This window comes from Mycolicibacterium wolinskyi (genome assembly GCF_002101965.1).
Classification (GTDB): domain Bacteria; phylum Actinomycetota; class Actinomycetes; order Mycobacteriales; family Mycobacteriaceae; genus Mycobacterium; species Mycobacterium wolinskyi.
In genome coordinates this window covers 131,768-147,328 of sequence record NZ_LQQA01000013.1, presented here as the reverse complement: position 1 = coordinate 147,328, position 15,561 = coordinate 131,768, and the positions used below count along the sequence as shown (strand labels likewise).

The window sequence follows — 15,561 nt, the reverse complement described above, 5'->3', positions numbered from 1 at the left end:
TGTGCGCATCGGACTGTCGACTCCGATCGTGGTGCAGGTTCCGGGCGTGGCCAGCCACTGGGAGGCGACCGGCACGCACGACGATCTCGTGGAGATCGCCCGCACTGCTGACCGCGTCGGGCTGGAGTTCCTTACCTGCTCAGAACATGTCGCGGTGCCAAGCGCTGAGGCGTCCAGGCGTGGTGCAGTGTACTGGGATCCGTTGTCCACGTTGGGTTTTCTTGCGGCGAACACGCGACGGATTCGACTGGCCACAGCAGTGGTGGTGTTGCCCTACCACCACCCATTGGAGATCGCGAAGCGGTACGGGACGCTGGACCGCATCAGTGGCGGTCGGCTCGTGTTGGGTGTCGGTATCGGATCTCTGACAGAGGAATTCGATCTCCTCGACGTACGATGGGAACAGCGTGGCGAGCGTGCCGACGATGCCATCACCGCCTTACGGGCGTCGCTGGGCGTGGCCGAACCCAAGTACGCCGGGCCCTTCTACGAGTACTCGAAGATGACGGTGCAGCCGCATGCTGTGCAGCCGCACGTCCCGCTCTGGGTGGGCGGGCGGACCATGGCGTCGCTGAACCGTGCGATCCGACTGGCCGATGGGTGGATGCCGTTCGGTCTCGGAGAAGCGGCAATCCGAGGCGTGCTCGGCGCTGTAGAGCTCCCACACGGGTTTGAGGTCGTGCTCGGCACGGGCCGCGCCGTCGACCCGTCGGCCGACCCGGCAGGCACCCGGGAGCGGTTGTCCGAACTCGCTGCCGCGGGCGCCACCGCAGTGTCGTGCTGCGTCGCGGCGAGCTCGGCCGAGGACTACTGCCGGCAACTGGAGCGGCTCGCCGAAATAGCCGCAGAAGGAGTTATCGATGAGCGGTGACAATACCGACCTTGCGGCGCTGCTCGCCAGAGTGCAGCGGCTTGAGGACGAACGCGAGATCGCCCGGTTGATTGCGAGCTATGGACCGGCCGTCGATGCCGCCGATGCTGATGCTGCCTCGGGGATCTGGACCTCCGATGGCGTCTACGATGTCGAGGGCTGGCAGATGACCAGCAGCGCTGATGTGCGCGCCATGGTCAACTCACGTTCACACCGAGAACTGGTCGACTCGGGTTGCTGCCATTTTCTGGGCCCGGTAGTCGTCACCGTTCACGGCAGCACCGCCGTCGCGCTGTGCGAGTCTCTGGTGCTACTGCGACGTCCGCAACTCTTGCCGGACAGCAAGTTCGACCACCAGGCGTGGGCTTCATCAGCACAGGAGTACATGGTGTGGCGCGCGACCGCCAACCACTTCGAGCTGCGCCGAGCCGACGGTACTTGGCGGGTCACGCGGCGCACGAGTCGCATGCTGGACGGAGACCCGGGTGCGCATCGCCTGCTCACCAGTGGTCTGGCGGGTGAAACAGTCGATAATCGACCCTGACCGGAAAGGCAAGGAGCACCTAGTGGGCACATACGCCGTCACCGGTTCCGCGTCGGGTATGGGGCGTGCCACGGCAGATCGGTTGCGCGCCGCCGGGCACACGGTGATCGGTGTTGACATCAAGAGCGCAGATGTCGTGGCTGATTTGTCAACCGGCGAAGGACGTCTTGCGGCCGCCGATGCGGTGTTGAACGCCTGTGACGGCGTCCTCGACGGCGCAGTTCTCGCAGCCGGGTTGGGACCGATTGCCGGGCGCGAGCGAATCATCGCTCAGGTGAACTACTTCGGTGTCGTCGAGCTGCTCTGCGCCTGGCGCGTGGCGCTGGCTCGCGCTGAACGCGCCAAAGTGGTGGTCGTCGGCAGCAATTCGACGACCACCACGCCGGTGGTGCCGAGACGTGCCGTGCGGGCGTTCCTGGCCGGGGACGGCGACAAGGCCGTTCGTGCGGTGCGCTTCTATGGCAGAGGTTCAGCGGCGATGGCCTATGCCGCCTCCAAGATCGCGGTGTCGCGCTGGGTGCGGCGCCAAGCTGTGAAACCTGGCTGGGCTGGGGCGGGCATCCGTCTGAACGTGCTGGCGCCGGGCGCCATCCTGACCCCGCTGTTGGAAGAGCAACTGGCTGACCCGCAGGAAGCCAAGGCCGTCAGAGCATTTCCGGTGCCGATCGGGGGGTATGGCGATCCAGGTCAGCTCGCTGACTGGATGATGTTCATGTTGTCCGACGCAGCTGACTTCCTTTGCGGAAGTGTTGTGTTCGTCGACGGCGGCTCTGACGCATACTTCCGTTCCGAATCCTGGCCGGCTCCCGTCCCGGCCAGGTCCCTGCCACGCTACCTGCTGAGGTTTCTCAGCTATTCGCGCTCTCGGCGCTGACCTTACCGAGGAACGCCAGCACTGTTCGCTCGAATGCGGCCTTGGCTTCGATCATCACCCAATGTCCGCAATTGGGGAACACATGTAGCTCGGCGTTGGGAATGCTGCGCATCGGGATCAACGACATGTCCAGCGGACTGACCCTGTCGTCGCGACCCCACGTCAGCAGGGTGGGTGCCTGAACCTTGTGCATGACCGCCCACGGCATCGGGGCGTCTGACTTGCGCATCATCGACATCATCGCGGCGAACGCGGCTTTGCCGTACATCCGCCGGGCTGCCGCCAGCGTGTCCGGGTCGGTGGCCAGCGCCCAGCGTTCCTCGATGAGTTCGTCGGTCACCAGGTTCGGGTCGTACACCATGGAGTTCAGCCAGTCGATGAGCCTCGCTCGGGTCGGCTCCTCGGTGAACTCCTGGAGCAGGCGAATGCCCTCACTGGGGCCAGGGCTGTAGATGTTGGTCCCGATACCGCCGATCGTCACCAGTCGCCCGATCCGGTCGGGGTGGTTGATGGCAAAGTTGATGCCGACGCCGCCGCCCATGGAATTGCCGATCACGTCGACACGCTCCAGCCCGAGCGCGTCGACGAACGCCGCAGCCGCGCCTTGGGCGTCCACCATCGGATGGCCACCGAAGTCGTCACTCACCCCGAATCCGGGGAACTCCAGCACGAGACAGCGGTAGTGCCTGGCGAAGACACCGAGATTGCCCCGGAAGTTGCGCCAACCGGTGACCCCCGGTCCCGAACCGTGCAGCAGCAACAGCGGTGGACCGTCTCCGGCCTCGTGGTAACGCAGCACTCCGGCCGGGGTGGCGACTTCGCGCAAAGTGTCCTGGTACTCAACCGTCATCTGTTGTCCTCTCAGGTGTTTCGATCACACTCTGTCAGCCCGGCATCCGGTAAGGCATGCGACTTCCGATGAGTGGACGTCGAATTCAGCCGAGCGAATGTCTCGTCGGCACAGCGCCGCTGACGAACTAATCCGGCCTCGGCCCGAGGATGGCCTTCGACGCCGCCAGCGCCGGTTCGTAGATCTCGCGAATATCGCGGTCGTCCTCGACGATCAGCGCAGTGAGTTCGCGTAAACCGCCCAGGAGAATGATTGCCATCGGCCGGGTGAGCGTGGGCAATTCGGCGTGGCGGAAACCCGCGCTGTCGCTGAGTTCGATGAGCAGATCGGTGAGTTCGCGCAGTGCCGCACGCTGCAGTGGACGCGCCGCGCTGCCCAACGCGGGCAGTTCGCGGATCCAGCTCAGCGTGATCGCCGGCGCCGACTCGATGTGATCGACGTAGGCGCCGACGGCCTGGCCGATCTGATCCTGCCAGGGGGCGTCGGCGTCGACCGCGCTACGGATCCGGGTGACGAGCGCGGCGTTGTTAGCCCGCAGCAACTCGATGAAGCACTCTTCCTTGCTCGCGAACTGGTCGTAGAACGTGCGCTTGGACGTGCGGGCGTGGCGGACGATGTCGGCGACTGTGGTGTCGCGATAGCCCTTGTCATTGATCGCGGCGGTGAGCCCGTCGAGCAGCCGCAGCCGGAACGCGTCGGTGCCGGGGTTCGATCCGGCACCGGTCAGCGCGGATGCGGTAGTCATGAGACCCCCTTGCGCTGTGTGGTACCTGCGAGTACCGTACTACACATCGCTTCTGGTACACCGCAGTACCAAGGACCTGGCTTGGAGATGGCATGACCGAAACAGTGCCCGTTCTCGAAACTTCCACGCGTGCTAGCCGCATTCCACCGGGGCCGCAGTTGCCTCGACTGGTGCAGGGCGTCGCGTTCTCGGCAGCGCGTCGCTGGGTGGTCAAGCAGGTGTCGCGCCGTTACGGCGATGTCTTCACGCTCCACGTGCCGGTGTTCGGGCGCACCGTCATCGTCGCCGAACCGCAACTGGCCAAGCAGCTTTTCCAGGCCAACGCCGACGACGTCGGCAACATCCAGCCCAACCTCAGCCGCATCCTCGGCTCCGGGTCGGTGTTCGCGCTCGACGGCTCCGATCACCGCAGCAGGCGCAAGCTGCTCACCCCGCCGTTCCACGGCAAGAGCATCAAGAACTACGAGAAGATCTTCGAAGAGGAGACCCTGCGGGAATCGGCGACCTGGCCGGAGGGACAGGAGTTCGAAACGCTCGAACCGATGATGCGCATAACGCTCAACGCGATCCTGCGCGCGGTGTTCGGCGCCGACGGTGAACAACTCGACGAGCTGCGCCGCATCATCCCGCCGTGGGTGACCCTGGGGTCGCGGCTGGCGGTGCTGCCGACACCCAAGCGCACCTATGGCCGGTTCAGCCCGTGGGGCCGGCTCGCCGCCTACCGCGGGCAGTACGACGACGTGATCGACCGGCTGATCGACCGGGTCGAGGCAGATCCGGACTTCGACCGTCGCGACGACATCCTGGCACTCTTGTTGCGCAGCGCCTACGAAGACGGTTCGACCATGTCCCGCAAGGACATCGGGGACGAGCTGCTGACGCTGCTGGCGGCCGGGCACGAGACCACGGCGTCGACGTTGGGCTGGGCTTTCGAGCGCATCAGCCGCCATCCGCAGGTGCTGGCGCGGCTCGTCGCCGAGGCGGCCACCGACGGCAACGAGTACCGCCAGGCCACGATTCTCGAAGTGCAGCGGGCCCGCACCGTCATCGACTTCGCGGGCCGCCACGTCTACGCACCGTCGTTCGAACTCGGCGAGTGGGTGATTCCGCGCGGGTACTCGATCATCGTCGCGATCTCGCAGATCCAGGAACGTCACGAGGAATTCCCGGATCCGGACCGGTTCGATCCCGAGCGTTTCGTCGGCAGCAGGCCGGGTCTGGGCTGGATCCCGTTCGGTGGGGGCACCCGGCGCTGTGTCGGCGCCGCGTTCGCCAACATCGAGATGGACGTCGTGCTGCGAACGGTGTTGCGGCACTTCATCATCGAGACCACCACCGAGCCCGACGAGAAGGTGCACTCCCGCGGGGTCGCCTACACGCCCGCGGCGGGCGGGCGGGTCGTCGCCCGCCGCCGCGCCGAGCCGCTGGGCGCCTGACGCCTACTGGCTGGCCGTCTCACGCCGGGGCAGCTTCCAGCCCGGGCGCGGGAAATGGCACGTGTACCCGTTGGGGTAGCGCAGCAGGTAGTCCTGATGCTCGGGCTCGGCCTCCCAGAAGTCACTCGCCGGCGTCACCTCGGTGACCACCTTGCCCGGCCACAGCCCCGATGCGTCGACATCGGCGATGGTGTCCAGCGCGATGCGCTTCTGCTCGTCGTCGAGGTAGAAGATCGCCGACCGGTAACTCGTGCCGACGTCGTTGCCCTGACGGTCTTTCGTGGTCGGATCGTGGATCTGGAAGAAGAACTCCAGCAGCGCGCGGTAATCGGTCTGCGCGGGGTCGTAGACGATCTCGATCGCCTCGGCATGGCCGGGATGGTTGCGGTACGTGGGGTGGTCGTTGCGGCCGCCGGTGTAGCCCACCCGGGTGGACACCACACCGGGTTGCTTACGGATCAGGTCCTGCATGCCCCAGAAGCAGCCGCCGGCGAGGATCGCGGTGGAGTAGTTGCTCATACGCGTTATCTCCTTCTGTCACCTTCATTGTGCGCGGCGCTACGGTGGAACGCATGCGTGTAGTGGTAACCACCGCGCTCACCGGTTTACTCCTGGCAACAACGGTGCCGGTCGCAGCCGCCGAGCCGAACACCGTCGTCGTGCCCGAAGTGCCTGCCGAACCCGCCCGCACGGTCTTCGTCGACAACCCGTGGATCGTCGATCAGCACACGACCAAGATCGACTCGTGGAGCCCGCACGGCCAGGGGCTGCGGATCAACTTCACCGCGGGAACCCCGGACTGTTTCGGTGTGCACCTGACCACGCAGGAGACCCCCGAAACGGTGATGGTCGAACTGCACGGCGGGACGCCTCCGGAGGCGGTCGGCCGGATGTGCATCGCACTCGCGGTCGACGGCACGATGGACGTGCCGCTGCAGGGTCCGCTCGGCGGTCGCGTGGTGATGGCTGCGCAGTGACGGCTCTCGACAAACGCGACTAGAACGTGTTCTAGTTCTTCGGTGAGCAAGTTCACCCGCGACGAACTGGCCGCCGCATTCGAGACGTTCGAGCAGACCGTCGACCGGGCCGCGCAGACCAAGGACTGGGACGTGTGGGTCGAGCACTACACCCCGGACGTCGACTACATCGAGCACGCCGCGGGCACGATGAAGGGCCGCGAGCAGGTACGCGCCTGGATCTGGAAGACGATGACGGCGTTTCCCGGCAGCTACATGACGGCGTTCCCGTCGCTCTGGTCGGTGATCGACGAGCCGACGGGACGCATCATCTGCGAACTGGACAACCCGATGGTCGATCCCGGTGACGGGACGATCATCAGCGCCACCAACATCTCGATCATCACCTACGCAGGCGACGGGCGCTGGTCGCGGCAGGAGGACATCTACAACCCGATGCGGTTCGTGTCCGCGGGCATGAAATGGTGTCGCAAGGCCGCCGAACTCGGCAATCTGCCCGACGAGGCCGCAGCCTGGATGCAGCAGTTCGGGGGCAAGAGCAAGTGAGTGCCCAGCTGGTCATCGGCGCCAACGGATTCCTCGGCTCGCATGTTCTTCGGCAACTCGTCGCGCGTGACGATGGTCGCGAGATTCGCGCGATGGTGCGGCCCGGCGCGAACACCGTCGGTATCGACGACCTGCCGGTCAACCGGTACGTCGGCGACGTCTTCGACGCCGACGTACTGCGTGCGGCCATGTCCGGCTGCGACGTCGTCTACTACTGCGTCGTCGACGCCAGGGGCTGGCTGCGCGACCCCGCCCCGCTGTTCCGCACGAACGTCGAGGGCACCGGCCACGTGCTCGACGTCGCAACCGAACCCGACATCGCGGCCGGACTACGGAAGTTCGTCTACACGAGCAGCTACGTCACCGTCGGCCGCAAACGTGGGCGGCGCGCCACCGAGGACGACATCGTCGACGTGCGCCGCGTGACGCCGTACGTGCGGTCCCGCGTACAGGCCGAGGATCTCGTGCTGAGGTACGCGCGGCAACGTGGCCTTCCCGCCGTCGCGATGTGCGTCTCCACCACGTACGGCAGCGGCGACTGGGGAAGAACTCCGCACGGCGCGATCATCGCCGGTGCCGCGTTCGGCAAGTTGCCGTTCGTGATGAGCGGCATCGCACTGGAAGCGGTCGGCGTCGACGATGCCGCCCGGGCACTGATCCTGGCCGCCGACAAGGGACGCCCGGGCGAGCGGTATCTGATCTCGGAGAAGATGATCAGTAACGCCGAGGTCGCGAGGCTGGCGGCCGAGGCCGCCGGGGTGGCGCCGCCGGCGCGGTCGATCCCGCTTCCGGTGTCGTACCTGCTGGCGGTGGCGGGCAGCATCAAGGGCAAATTGCGCAGCACCGACGAGCGGCTGTCACTGGAGTCACTGCGGTTGATGCGGGCCGAAGCCCCACTCGACCATGCCAAAGCCGTGCGTGAACTCGGTTGGAAGCCAAGGCCGGTGGAGGAATCGATCGCCGATGCGGCGAAGTTCTGGGTGGGGCTTCGGGCCGCCAAGCAGGCCCGCACGGCCGGCTGAACGCCACGCCGGTGGGTGTTAAGCCACTGTGCCGCAAGGTTATTGCGGGCTAGCGTGGGGGCATGACCGACAAACTCAAAGTCGACCTCAGCGGGGCGCCGCAGACCATGCTCGCGACGTTCTACGCCAAAGCGCTCGATGCCGGGCTGCCGAAGCCCATCCTGGGCGACCGCCTGGCCAAGGACATCGCCGACCGAATCGACTACGACTGGACCAAGACGTCGATCACCGCGGCGAACTCGCCGTCCGTGACCACCCGCAGCGCGCACTTCGACCGATGGGCGCGCCAGTTTCTCGACGTACACCCGCAGGCCGTGGTGCTGCACCTGGGCTGCGGCCTGGACGGCCGGTTCTTCCGCCTCCAACCGGGGCCGGGGGTCGAGTGGTACGACGTCGACTACCCCGACGTCGCGCGCCTACGCGAGCAGCTGTACCCGACGCACGAGCACTATCACGTGGTGTCGGCGTCGGTGACGGATCCGGCTTGGCTGCAAGACATTCCGGCCGACCGACCGGTGCTGATGATCGGCGAGGGCCTCACGATGTACCTGACCGAACCGGACGGTGTCGCCCTGCTGCGACGCATCGTCGACCGGTTCCCGTCCGGGGAGTTGCAGTTCGACGCGTTCAACTCGTTGGGCATCAAGTCGCAGTGGATGAACGCGGTGGTGCGGCGCTCCGGATCGACGCTGTACTGGGCGATCAACAAGCCCGACGACGTTCTGCGCGCGGTGCCGGGTACCCGGTTGCTGGCGTGGTCATCGCCGTTCGACGACGCGGCGTTCAACGAAGTGGCGTGGTACTTCCGGCTGATGGCCGCCATCATGCGGCCCGTGCCCGCACTGCGGTACATGGCGCAGTATCACCGCTACGCGTTCTGAGGCCATACGCGAAACAGGGGCACCCCGGTGGGGCGCCCCTGTCGAAGGTGATGGGTGTCAGCGGCCGTTGCCGAAAACCGGGGCGGTCTGGCTGACGGTGGCCCGCTGCTGGATGTCGTGCACCCAGTCGTGGTGGCCGACGTCTGCGGAGGCCGGTCCGGCCAAGCCGATGAATGCGGCGGCAAAACCGGTGGCGATGGCGCTGGCGATTCCGAACTTCTTCATTTCTCTGTCTCCTCTGACATTCGCTGTATCGCGTATGTCTGTTTAAACAGACTGGTCAGAGCGGTAATTCCGCTGGCAGAGATTGATCGTGAGATGGCAGAAACAAGTATGTTCGACCCGCGTTCTACGGGGTTTCCGCCTTCTCCTTGAGCCGCTGCAGGGTCAGTTCGATGTGTTTCGCGTTGGCCGTATCGCGGTCTGTGATCCCGGTCGCCCGGCCCGCGATCGCCTTGAACCAGCCGGCGCGGCGGTCCCATGTCGACTCGGTCACCGTGCAGCCGGTGTCGGTCGGTGCGATGTCGTAGCGCCAGTGTGCGACGGGAAATATGAGGGACTTGACGTCGAACGCGAAGGTCTTGCCGGGCTCGGCGTCGGTGACCGTGCAGGTGGTGCTCCACGTCTTCGAACCGTTGCGGTTGTGACCCTTGAACACCGCGCCCGGAGTCGCCGATCCGCCTTTCTGCCATTGCATCGCATGGGCTTCTTCGGCGAGCGATGCCAGCGTCGGCAGATCGGTGATGAGCGCGTACACCGCGGCGGGATCGGCGGCGATCGAGACGGAGGCTTTCACGGGAGCAGTCATGCGAAGAATCGTATTGACCGGGCCGGAAGAACGGTGAGCGCGGTCACGTTGCAATAGTCATGACCGAACGCCCGGTGCTGCAGCCGTCTACCGCACATCCCATCACTGTCACCCCAACCGGCCGGCACGTCACCGTGCGGGTCGGCGGCGTCGTCGTCGCCGAGACCGACGATGCGCTGACGTTGCAGGAATCCACTTACCCCGCCGTGCAGTACATCCCGCTGGCGGATGTCGACCCGTCGGCGCTGACTCGCAGCGACACCACGACGTACTGCCCGTTCAAGGGTGAGGCCAACTACTACAACGTCGGCAACGCCGAGGACGTCATCTGGACGTACGAACAGCCCTACCCGGCGGTCGCCGAGATCGCCGGCCGGGTGGCGTTCTACGCCGACAAGGCCGACATCACGGTGTCCTGAGGCGTTACCGCCGTCGCCCTGGCGGGGCATAGCCTGGTGCGATGCCCAGTGCCAGCGTCGTCTTCACCGGTCCGGCCAGCCCGGGCCTGACGCTGGCTCCGTTGCGCCGCGGCGGTGGTGATCCGTGCTTCCGGATCGCAGCCGACGGCGCCATCTGGCGTACGAGCATGATGACGAGCGGCCCGGTCACCGCACGGATCAGCAAGTCGTCACCGGACACCGTGGACTGCGATGCATGGGGCGACGGCGCTCCGGAGTTTCTCGAAGGGCTCGGCCCACTGCTCGGAACCGAGGACGACGATTCCGGCTTCGACCCCGCCGAGCCGACGATCGCCGAGGCATACCGGCGCGTTCCGCATCTGCGACTGGGGCGAACCGGACGACTGCTGGAAGCGTTGATACCGGCGATCCTCGAACAGCGGGTGTACGGCATGGACGCGTGGCGGGCGTGGCGCAGGCTGGTCACGAAGTACGGCCCGCCGGCGCCCGGCCCCGCGCCCACCGGCATGCGGGTGCCACCGCCGGCCGAGGTGTGGCGGCGCATACCGTCCTGGGAATACCACCGGGCCAACGTCGATCCGGGCCGGGCACGCACCATCGTCGGCTGCGCACAGCGCGCGGACTCGTTGGAGCGGCTGACCGCCGACCGTGCGGTGACGGGGCTGCGGTCGCTGCCAGGGGTGGGGGAGTGGACGGCCGCAGAGACCGTGCAGCGGGCGTTCGGCGACTCCGACGCCTTGTCCGTCGGTGACTATCACTTGGCGAAGATCGTGGGGATGAGCCTGCTGGGCAAGCCGATCGACGACGACGAGATGGTCGAATTGCTGGAGCCGTTGCGTCCGCATCGACACCGGGCCGTGCGATTGCTGGAAGCCAGTGGCCTGGTGGGATATCAGCGGCGTGCCGCACGTCAGGCCATTCCAAACCTGCGTGCGCTCTGACGTTCGCCGGTGATTAGCGGGCGGGGCCGTTGGGTACCCGAGGCCCGGACTACACCGCAGGCGAAAGGAGCCGACGACATGCCCTCATCGAAGAACACCTTCACCATCCCCGGCCTCACGGACAAGCAGGGCGCAGAGGTAGCCGAGCTCTTGCAGAAGCAGTTGAGCACCTACAACGATCTGCACCTGACGCTCAAGCACATTCACTGGAACGTCGTGGGCCCGAACTTCATCGGGGTGCACGAGATGATCGACCCGCAGGTGGAGCTCGTGCGCGGCTACGCCGACGAGGTCGCCGAGCGGATCGCCGCCCTTGGCGCCTCGCCGAAGGGCACGCCGGGCGCCATCGTCGCCGACCGCAGCTGGGACGACTACTCCGTCGGCCGCGACAATGTCCAAGCGCACCTGGCCGCGCTCGATCTCGTCTACAACGGGGTCATCGAAGACACCCGCAAGGCCATCGAGCGGCTCGAAGATCTTGATCTCGTCTCGCAGGACGTCTTGATCGACCACTCGGCCGAACTCGAGAAGTTCCAGTGGTTCGTGCGGGCCCATCTGGAGAGTGCGGGCGGACAACTCGCGCACGAGGGCCAACCGACCGAAAAGGGAGCCGCCGGTAAGGCGCGCCGCAAGAGCGCGTGAGCTCGACTGTGCCGCCAGGTTGTTGACCTCAACCTCTGTTGAGGTGCCAGCCTGGTGGCATGCCAACTTGGATATGCACGGGATGCGGCGTCGAGCACGCCGATTCCGACCGTCGGCCGCCGGAGAACAGCTGTGTGTTGACCTCTGAGGTCGTCTCGATCGAGGAGCGCGGCGACCTGCCGCCGCACGGCACGTGGACCACGTTGGAAGCGCTTGCCGCGCAACAGCATCACACCGAGCATGTCGATCACGGCCGCGGCGTCCACAGCCTCCGGCGGGCGCCGCGGTTCGCGATCGGTCATCGCTCATATCTGGTACAGACCTCCGCCGGCAATCTGCTGTGGGATGCGCCGAGCTACCTCGACGACGAAATCCTGGGCGTCGTCCGCCGGCTCGGCGGTGTAGCGGCGATCGCGGCCAGCCACCCGCATATGTTCGGCGCCCAGCTGAGCTGGAGCCGGGAATTCGGCGGCGTACCGGTCTACGTGAACGAGCTCGACGCGGAGTGGATTCCGTCTCCGGACCCGTTGATCGAGTTGTGGAACGGAGAGATCCAACCGGTCGCCGGTGTACGGCTCATCCACGTCGGCGGGCACATGCGCGGCAGCTCGGTGGCGCTGACCGCCGACGGCACCCTGCTCACCGGCGACAGCATCAGCGGTGGGCTGGCCAAGAACTGGGTGTCGTTCCAGCGCAACTTCCCCAAACATGTCCCGTTGTCGGCGGCGGTCGTGCGGCGGATCGTGGACCGGCTGGACGCCTACGACTACGACCGGCTCTACACCCTTGGCGGCGACGAGATCGACAGTGCCGCCAAGGATGTGGTGCACCGATCAGCTGAGACTCACATCCGCTGGGTCAGTGGCGAGTTCGATCACCTCACCTGATCGGGCGGTTCGAGTGCGTCGTCGCGGACCGGGCGGTCGGCCAATTCCTCGGCGACCCCGAACAGATACGGGTAGGCCAGACCGGCGATCGCCGCACCGATCAGCGGCGCCAGCCAGAACACCCACAGCTGTGCGGGCGCGCCGTCGCCGTTGAAGAACGCGACCGCCGTCGACCGGGCCGGGTTGACCGATGTGTTGGAGATCGGAATCGAGATGAGGTGGATCAGTGTCAGCGTGAGGCCGATCGACAGGCCGGCGAAGCCCTTCGGCGCCCGGTCATCGGTCGAGCCGAGGATGACGAGCAGGAAGATGCCGGTCAGGACGATCTCGGCGATCAGCACCGCCACGAGCGAGTAGCCGCCAGGCGAGTTGTCACCGTAGCCGTTGGCCGCCATGTTGCCGGTCGCGGTCCACCCGTCCTGCCCCTTGGCGATCACATAGATCACCAGGCCGGCCACCAGGCCACCGATGACTTGGGTGATCCAATACGGCACAACGGCTTTCCACTCGACCCGGCGCGCCAGTGCCGCGCCGAGAGTGACGGCCGGGTTGAAGTGACCGCCCGAGACGACGCCGAACGCGTACACGCCGGTGAGCACGGTCAAACCAAATGCCAGCGAGACGCCGAGAAAGCCGATCCCAAGCGAGATCCCGTCGTCGGCGACGAACTTGGCGGCGAAGACGGCGCTGCCGCAGCCGCCGAGAACCAGCCAGAACGTGCCGATGAACTCAGCCGCCAATCTATGTGTCATAGTGGGCGTGTACATGAGGACTCCTCCACTGTCGGGTGTGGTCCTCGGTACCGTCGCACGCCATCCATCGATGGCAGAGTCATCGTTGTCAAACTGTTCGCTGACCGAAATTAACGCTATCCCACCGAAACCGGTGCTCCACGTTTCCGTTACACGTGATCGCGGTCGAGCCGTTGGGCTCGGTAGATGGACACGTCGGTCCGGGAGATCAGCAGATAGGCGATACCGACCGCGACCATCGCGCACGGGATCACGGAGAACGAGCCGGTCATCTCGCACACCATGATCATCACGGCCAACGGGGCGTGTGCGACGCTGCCGAAGCACGCCATCATGCCCACCACGACGAAAACCGCTGGGCTGTCCGGCAAACCGGGCGCCCCGAGCACGTCACCGAGGCGCCACAGCGCAGCGCCGAGGAATGCGCCGATCACCACGCCGGGTCCGAAGATGCCGCCCGATCCGCCGGTGCCGATGGACAGGGACGTGGCGAGGATCTTCGCGAACGGCAGCAGCACCACGATCCACAACGGGATGGCCATCAAAGTCTCGGTGGCCGCTGCCTTTTCGGCCCAGCCGTACCCGCTGGCGAGTACCTGCGGGATGATCAGGGCCAGCAGGCCCACGGCGAGGCCGCCCAGCGTGGGTTTGACGACCTTGCCGCCGGGCAGTTTCGCGGTGAGTGCGACGGTGCCGTAGAAGACCCGGGCGTAGAGCCAGCCGACGCCCGCGGCGAGCGCACCCAGCACCACGAACCAGCCGAGATCCAGCGGGTGATCGAACCGGTAATCGGCGGCCAGGAAGCCGAACAGCGGGTCGAACCCGAGGAACGAACCCAAGACCGCATATGCCGTTGCCGACGTGATGAACCCGGGTACGAGCGCCTTGTAGTCGAAGTCTTCGCGGTAGACGATCGAGGCGGCCAGTACCGCCCCGCCCAGCGGCGCGCCGAAGATGGCTCCGATGCCTGCACCGATTCCCAGCGACACCGCCAACCGGCCGTCCTCGTCGGACAGGTTGAGCCAACGCGTGAGCAGCGAGCCGAATCCGGCCGATATCTGAGCGGCCGGGCCTTCCCGGCCACCGGATCCACCCGAACCGATCGTCAAGGCGCTCGCAATGGTTTTCACCACGATGGCCCTGACCCGGATGCTGCGTGGGTCGGTGTGCACGGCTTCGATCGCGTTGTCGGTGCCGTGGCCTTCGGCTTCCGGGGCGAATCTCGCCACGAGCAGGGCCGAGACCAGTGCGCCGCCGCACGCGATCAGCGGTATCGCCCAGGGCCGGTCGAATCCGGCCGAGCCGGGATCGCCGCCGTCACCGGTCGGTTTCGGGATGTCGTAGCCGCCGAGGTAGCCGAGCAGGAACCGGCCGGCATAGTCGAGTGCCAGGTAGAACACCACCGCACCGAGCCCGGCGATGATGCCGATCGATATGCCGAGGATCAACCACTTGCGCAGATAGCCGGACTGCCGGATGAATCCGCCGAGGCCACCGTCGGATTCGTGCGTCTGGCGCATGTTGCGGATGGTACTGGGCAACCGGCCGGCGTTCAGCGGTACGCGGTGAGGCGCGCCAGCAGCGCGATCTTGCCGTCGTCGCCGACAGCGGACGCGTCGGCCACCGCGGTGCTGCGGCCCACCCGGACGGCCTTGCCCTCATAGCGGGATTCGTCGCCGCCACGAAACTGGCGCAGGAAGTTGATGCGCAGGGAGCCCGTCCGCATGGGGCTTGCCTCCTGCCCCTCGTTCACCGCTGCCGACGCCACGAGTTCCAGGGCCGCTGCCGACATCCCGCCGTGGACGATGCCGAGGCTGTTGTTGATCACCGGGTCCGACAGCTGGCGCAACACCTTGGTCGTTCCGCCGCTCTCGGCGACTTGCACCGCCATCCGTTCGGTCAGTGTTGCCGGCAGGGCGGCGTCGGCCGAGTCGGTCGGCCACTCGATGAGGTGGCCCGGCGCGGTGATGTGAAACGACCGCACCGTGGCGGTCGCGAGGAGCTGCCCGGCATGGGTGAGCTCGCACAGTGCCAGTGGCGCGGCCCCGGTCGGGCCGAACGGTCGCCCGGTGGCCACGACCGGAAGCTGTGGCGCCACGCTGACTAGCTCGACCGCATTCGGGGCGAACTCCACGGCGAGCTCGCTCGACACCGTCCACTCGTCCGGTCCGCGGCGGTGGTGATTGACCAGGCCGCCGACGTGGTCGATGAGCATCGCCACGGGCGCGAGCGTCGGTGCACCCGTGAACGGGTTGAGAAGTCCACCCGCCGGGATCGAGGCGACGCACCGATCGGGGCCCTCGATCTGGGTTTCGACGCCCATGCGGCCCAGCGGGGTACTCAGCGGATAGTGCATGGCCGTCCAC

20 protein-coding genes are annotated in these 15,561 nt (G+C 66.5%); 12 read left to right on the top strand and 8 right to left on the bottom strand.

What is annotated here, in order from left to right:
- Position 1: 1 nt before the first annotated feature.
- Genes AWC31_RS12720 through AWC31_RS12710 form a run of 3 tightly spaced genes read left to right on the top strand, consistent with a single transcriptional unit; the run spans position 2 to position 2,289 of the window.
- On the top strand, positions 2-871 hold the full coding sequence (locus tag AWC31_RS12720; RefSeq protein ID WP_085144587.1) for an LLM class F420-dependent oxidoreductase: 870 nt from the start codon (positions 2-4) through the stop codon (positions 869-871).
- Entirely contained in the window at positions 861-1,415 is a 555-nt protein-coding gene (locus AWC31_RS12715; RefSeq protein ID WP_085144586.1) for a nuclear transport factor 2 family protein, read from the top strand. Before AWC31_RS12720 ends, AWC31_RS12715 begins: the two co-directional genes overlap by 11 nt.
- 22 nt (positions 1,416-1,437) lie before the next feature.
- Positions 1,438-2,289 carry an SDR family oxidoreductase gene (locus AWC31_RS12710; protein ID WP_085144585.1) on the top strand — a complete coding sequence of 284 codons (852 nt, stop codon included), beginning with the start codon at positions 1,438-1,440 and terminating at the stop codon, positions 2,287-2,289.
- Here the strand turns inward: AWC31_RS12710 and AWC31_RS12705 are convergent.
- On the bottom strand, positions 2,264-3,139 hold the full coding sequence (locus AWC31_RS12705) for an alpha/beta fold hydrolase (RefSeq protein WP_085144584.1): 876 nt from the start codon (positions 3,137-3,139) through the stop codon (positions 2,264-2,266). The genes AWC31_RS12710 and AWC31_RS12705 overlap by 26 nt on opposite strands.
- Positions 3,140-3,266: 127 nt before the next feature.
- Entirely contained in the window at positions 3,267-3,884 is a 618-nt protein-coding gene (locus AWC31_RS12700) for a TetR/AcrR family transcriptional regulator (protein WP_085144583.1), read from the bottom strand.
- A 92-nt stretch (positions 3,885-3,976) separates the two neighbouring features.
- On the opposite strand from AWC31_RS12700, the gene AWC31_RS12695 reads away from it, so the two are divergent.
- Positions 3,977-5,320: a cytochrome P450 gene (locus AWC31_RS12695; protein ID WP_085144582.1), complete on the top strand. Its 1,344-nt coding sequence runs from the start codon at positions 3,977-3,979 to the stop codon at positions 5,318-5,320.
- A gap of 3 nt (positions 5,321-5,323) precedes the next feature.
- On the opposite strand, the gene msrA is transcribed toward AWC31_RS12695, so the two are convergent.
- Positions 5,324-5,839 (bottom strand): peptide-methionine (S)-S-oxide reductase MsrA, encoded by a 516-nt coding sequence (gene msrA, locus AWC31_RS12690; protein ID WP_067854892.1) that lies wholly within the window; start codon positions 5,837-5,839, stop codon positions 5,324-5,326.
- Positions 5,840-5,892: 53 nt separating this feature from the next.
- On the opposite strand from msrA, the gene AWC31_RS12685 reads away from it, so the two are divergent.
- From AWC31_RS12685 to AWC31_RS12670, 4 genes are all read left to right on the top strand, one after another.
- Positions 5,893-6,297, top strand: a complete 405-nt coding sequence (locus AWC31_RS12685; RefSeq protein ID WP_085144795.1) for a hypothetical protein — start codon at positions 5,893-5,895, stop codon at positions 6,295-6,297.
- 42 nt (positions 6,298-6,339) lie between these two features.
- Complete coding sequence (locus AWC31_RS12680; RefSeq protein ID WP_085144581.1) at positions 6,340-6,843, top strand: nuclear transport factor 2 family protein; 504 nt, start codon at positions 6,340-6,342, stop codon at positions 6,841-6,843.
- A complete protein-coding gene (locus AWC31_RS12675) occupies positions 6,840-7,865 on the top strand; it encodes an NAD-dependent epimerase/dehydratase family protein (RefSeq protein ID WP_085144580.1) in 1,026 nt (341 codons plus the stop codon). The genes AWC31_RS12680 and AWC31_RS12675 overlap by 4 nt, the downstream gene beginning before the upstream one ends.
- Before the next feature lie 62 nt (positions 7,866-7,927).
- Positions 7,928-8,746 carry a class I SAM-dependent methyltransferase gene (locus AWC31_RS12670; RefSeq protein WP_067854902.1) on the top strand — a complete coding sequence of 273 codons (819 nt, stop codon included), beginning with the start codon at positions 7,928-7,930 and terminating at the stop codon, positions 8,744-8,746.
- A 57-nt stretch (positions 8,747-8,803) separates the two neighbouring features.
- On the opposite strand, the gene AWC31_RS37390 is transcribed toward AWC31_RS12670, so the two are convergent.
- Entirely contained in the window at positions 8,804-8,971 is a 168-nt protein-coding gene (locus AWC31_RS37390) for a hypothetical protein (RefSeq protein WP_165765954.1), read from the bottom strand.
- Between the two features lie 124 nt (positions 8,972-9,095).
- Entirely contained in the window at positions 9,096-9,554 is a 459-nt protein-coding gene (locus tag AWC31_RS12665) for an SRPBCC family protein (protein WP_067854904.1), read from the bottom strand.
- Between the two features lie 59 nt (positions 9,555-9,613).
- Between AWC31_RS12665 and AWC31_RS12660 the strand changes: the two genes are divergently transcribed.
- The 4 genes from AWC31_RS12660 (at position 9,614) to AWC31_RS12645 (ending at position 12,443) form a co-directional block, all read left to right on the top strand.
- Positions 9,614-9,973, top strand: a complete 360-nt coding sequence (locus AWC31_RS12660; RefSeq protein ID WP_085144579.1) for a DUF427 domain-containing protein — start codon at positions 9,614-9,616, stop codon at positions 9,971-9,973.
- Positions 9,974-10,014: 41 nt separating this feature from the next.
- Complete coding sequence (locus AWC31_RS12655; RefSeq protein WP_085144578.1) at positions 10,015-10,914, top strand: DNA-3-methyladenine glycosylase family protein; 900 nt, start codon at positions 10,015-10,017, stop codon at positions 10,912-10,914.
- A 78-nt stretch (positions 10,915-10,992) separates the two neighbouring features.
- Positions 10,993-11,556 (top strand): Dps family protein, encoded by a 564-nt coding sequence (locus AWC31_RS12650; RefSeq protein ID WP_067854911.1) that lies wholly within the window; start codon positions 10,993-10,995, stop codon positions 11,554-11,556.
- 59 nt (positions 11,557-11,615) lie between these two features.
- On the top strand, positions 11,616-12,443 hold the full coding sequence (locus AWC31_RS12645; protein WP_207626345.1) for an MBL fold metallo-hydrolase: 828 nt from the start codon (positions 11,616-11,618) through the stop codon (positions 12,441-12,443).
- On the opposite strand, the gene aqpZ is transcribed toward AWC31_RS12645, so the two are convergent.
- The 3 genes from aqpZ to AWC31_RS12630 all read right to left on the bottom strand — a co-directional run bounded on the left by aqpZ (position 12,431) and on the right by AWC31_RS12630 (position 15,551).
- A complete protein-coding gene (aqpZ, locus tag AWC31_RS12640) occupies positions 12,431-13,210 on the bottom strand; it encodes an aquaporin Z (RefSeq protein ID WP_085144577.1) in 780 nt (259 codons plus the stop codon). The two genes, AWC31_RS12645 and aqpZ, sit on opposite strands and share 13 nt — an antisense overlap.
- A gap of 134 nt (positions 13,211-13,344) precedes the next feature.
- Entirely contained in the window at positions 13,345-14,715 is a 1,371-nt protein-coding gene (locus AWC31_RS12635; protein ID WP_085144576.1) for a chloride channel protein, read from the bottom strand.
- Between the two features lie 32 nt (positions 14,716-14,747).
- Entirely contained in the window at positions 14,748-15,551 is an 804-nt protein-coding gene (locus tag AWC31_RS12630) for a PaaI family thioesterase (RefSeq protein WP_085144575.1), read from the bottom strand.
- Between the last annotated feature and the right edge of the window lie 10 nt (positions 15,552-15,561).

Coding starts and splice junctions, on each gene's coding strand:
- AWC31_RS12695 (WP_085144582.1), top strand. CDS start 3,977: ATGACCGAAACAGTGCCCGTTCTCGAAACTTCCACGCGTGCTAGCCGC.
- AWC31_RS12705 (WP_085144584.1), bottom strand. CDS start 3,139: ATGACGGTTGAGTACCAGGACACTTTGCGCGAAGTCGCCACCCCGGCC.
- AWC31_RS12685 (WP_085144795.1), top strand. CDS start 5,893: ATGCGTGTAGTGGTAACCACCGCGCTCACCGGTTTACTCCTGGCAACA.
- AWC31_RS37390 (WP_165765954.1), bottom strand. CDS start 8,971: ATGAAGAAGTTCGGAATCGCCAGCGCCATCGCCACCGGTTTTGCCGCC.
- msrA (WP_067854892.1), bottom strand. CDS start 5,839: ATGAGCAACTACTCCACCGCGATCCTCGCCGGCGGCTGCTTCTGGGGC.
- AWC31_RS12700 (WP_085144583.1), bottom strand. CDS start 3,884: ATGACTACCGCATCCGCGCTGACCGGTGCCGGATCGAACCCCGGCACC.
- AWC31_RS12635 (WP_085144576.1), bottom strand. CDS start 14,715: ATGCGCCAGACGCACGAATCCGACGGTGGCCTCGGCGGATTCATCCGG.
- AWC31_RS12655 (WP_085144578.1), top strand. CDS start 10,015: ATGCCCAGTGCCAGCGTCGTCTTCACCGGTCCGGCCAGCCCGGGCCTG.
- AWC31_RS12630 (WP_085144575.1), bottom strand. CDS start 15,551: ATGCACTATCCGCTGAGTACCCCGCTGGGCCGCATGGGCGTCGAAACC.
- AWC31_RS12670 (WP_067854902.1), top strand. CDS start 7,928: ATGACCGACAAACTCAAAGTCGACCTCAGCGGGGCGCCGCAGACCATG.
- AWC31_RS12665 (WP_067854904.1), bottom strand. CDS start 9,554: ATGACTGCTCCCGTGAAAGCCTCCGTCTCGATCGCCGCCGATCCCGCC.
- AWC31_RS12715 (WP_085144586.1), top strand. CDS start 861: ATGAGCGGTGACAATACCGACCTTGCGGCGCTGCTCGCCAGAGTGCAG.
- AWC31_RS12645 (WP_207626345.1), top strand. CDS start 11,616: ATGCCAACTTGGATATGCACGGGATGCGGCGTCGAGCACGCCGATTCC.
- AWC31_RS12650 (WP_067854911.1), top strand. CDS start 10,993: ATGCCCTCATCGAAGAACACCTTCACCATCCCCGGCCTCACGGACAAG.
- aqpZ (WP_085144577.1), bottom strand. CDS start 13,210: ATGTACACGCCCACTATGACACATAGATTGGCGGCTGAGTTCATCGGC.
- AWC31_RS12660 (WP_085144579.1), top strand. CDS start 9,614: ATGACCGAACGCCCGGTGCTGCAGCCGTCTACCGCACATCCCATCACT.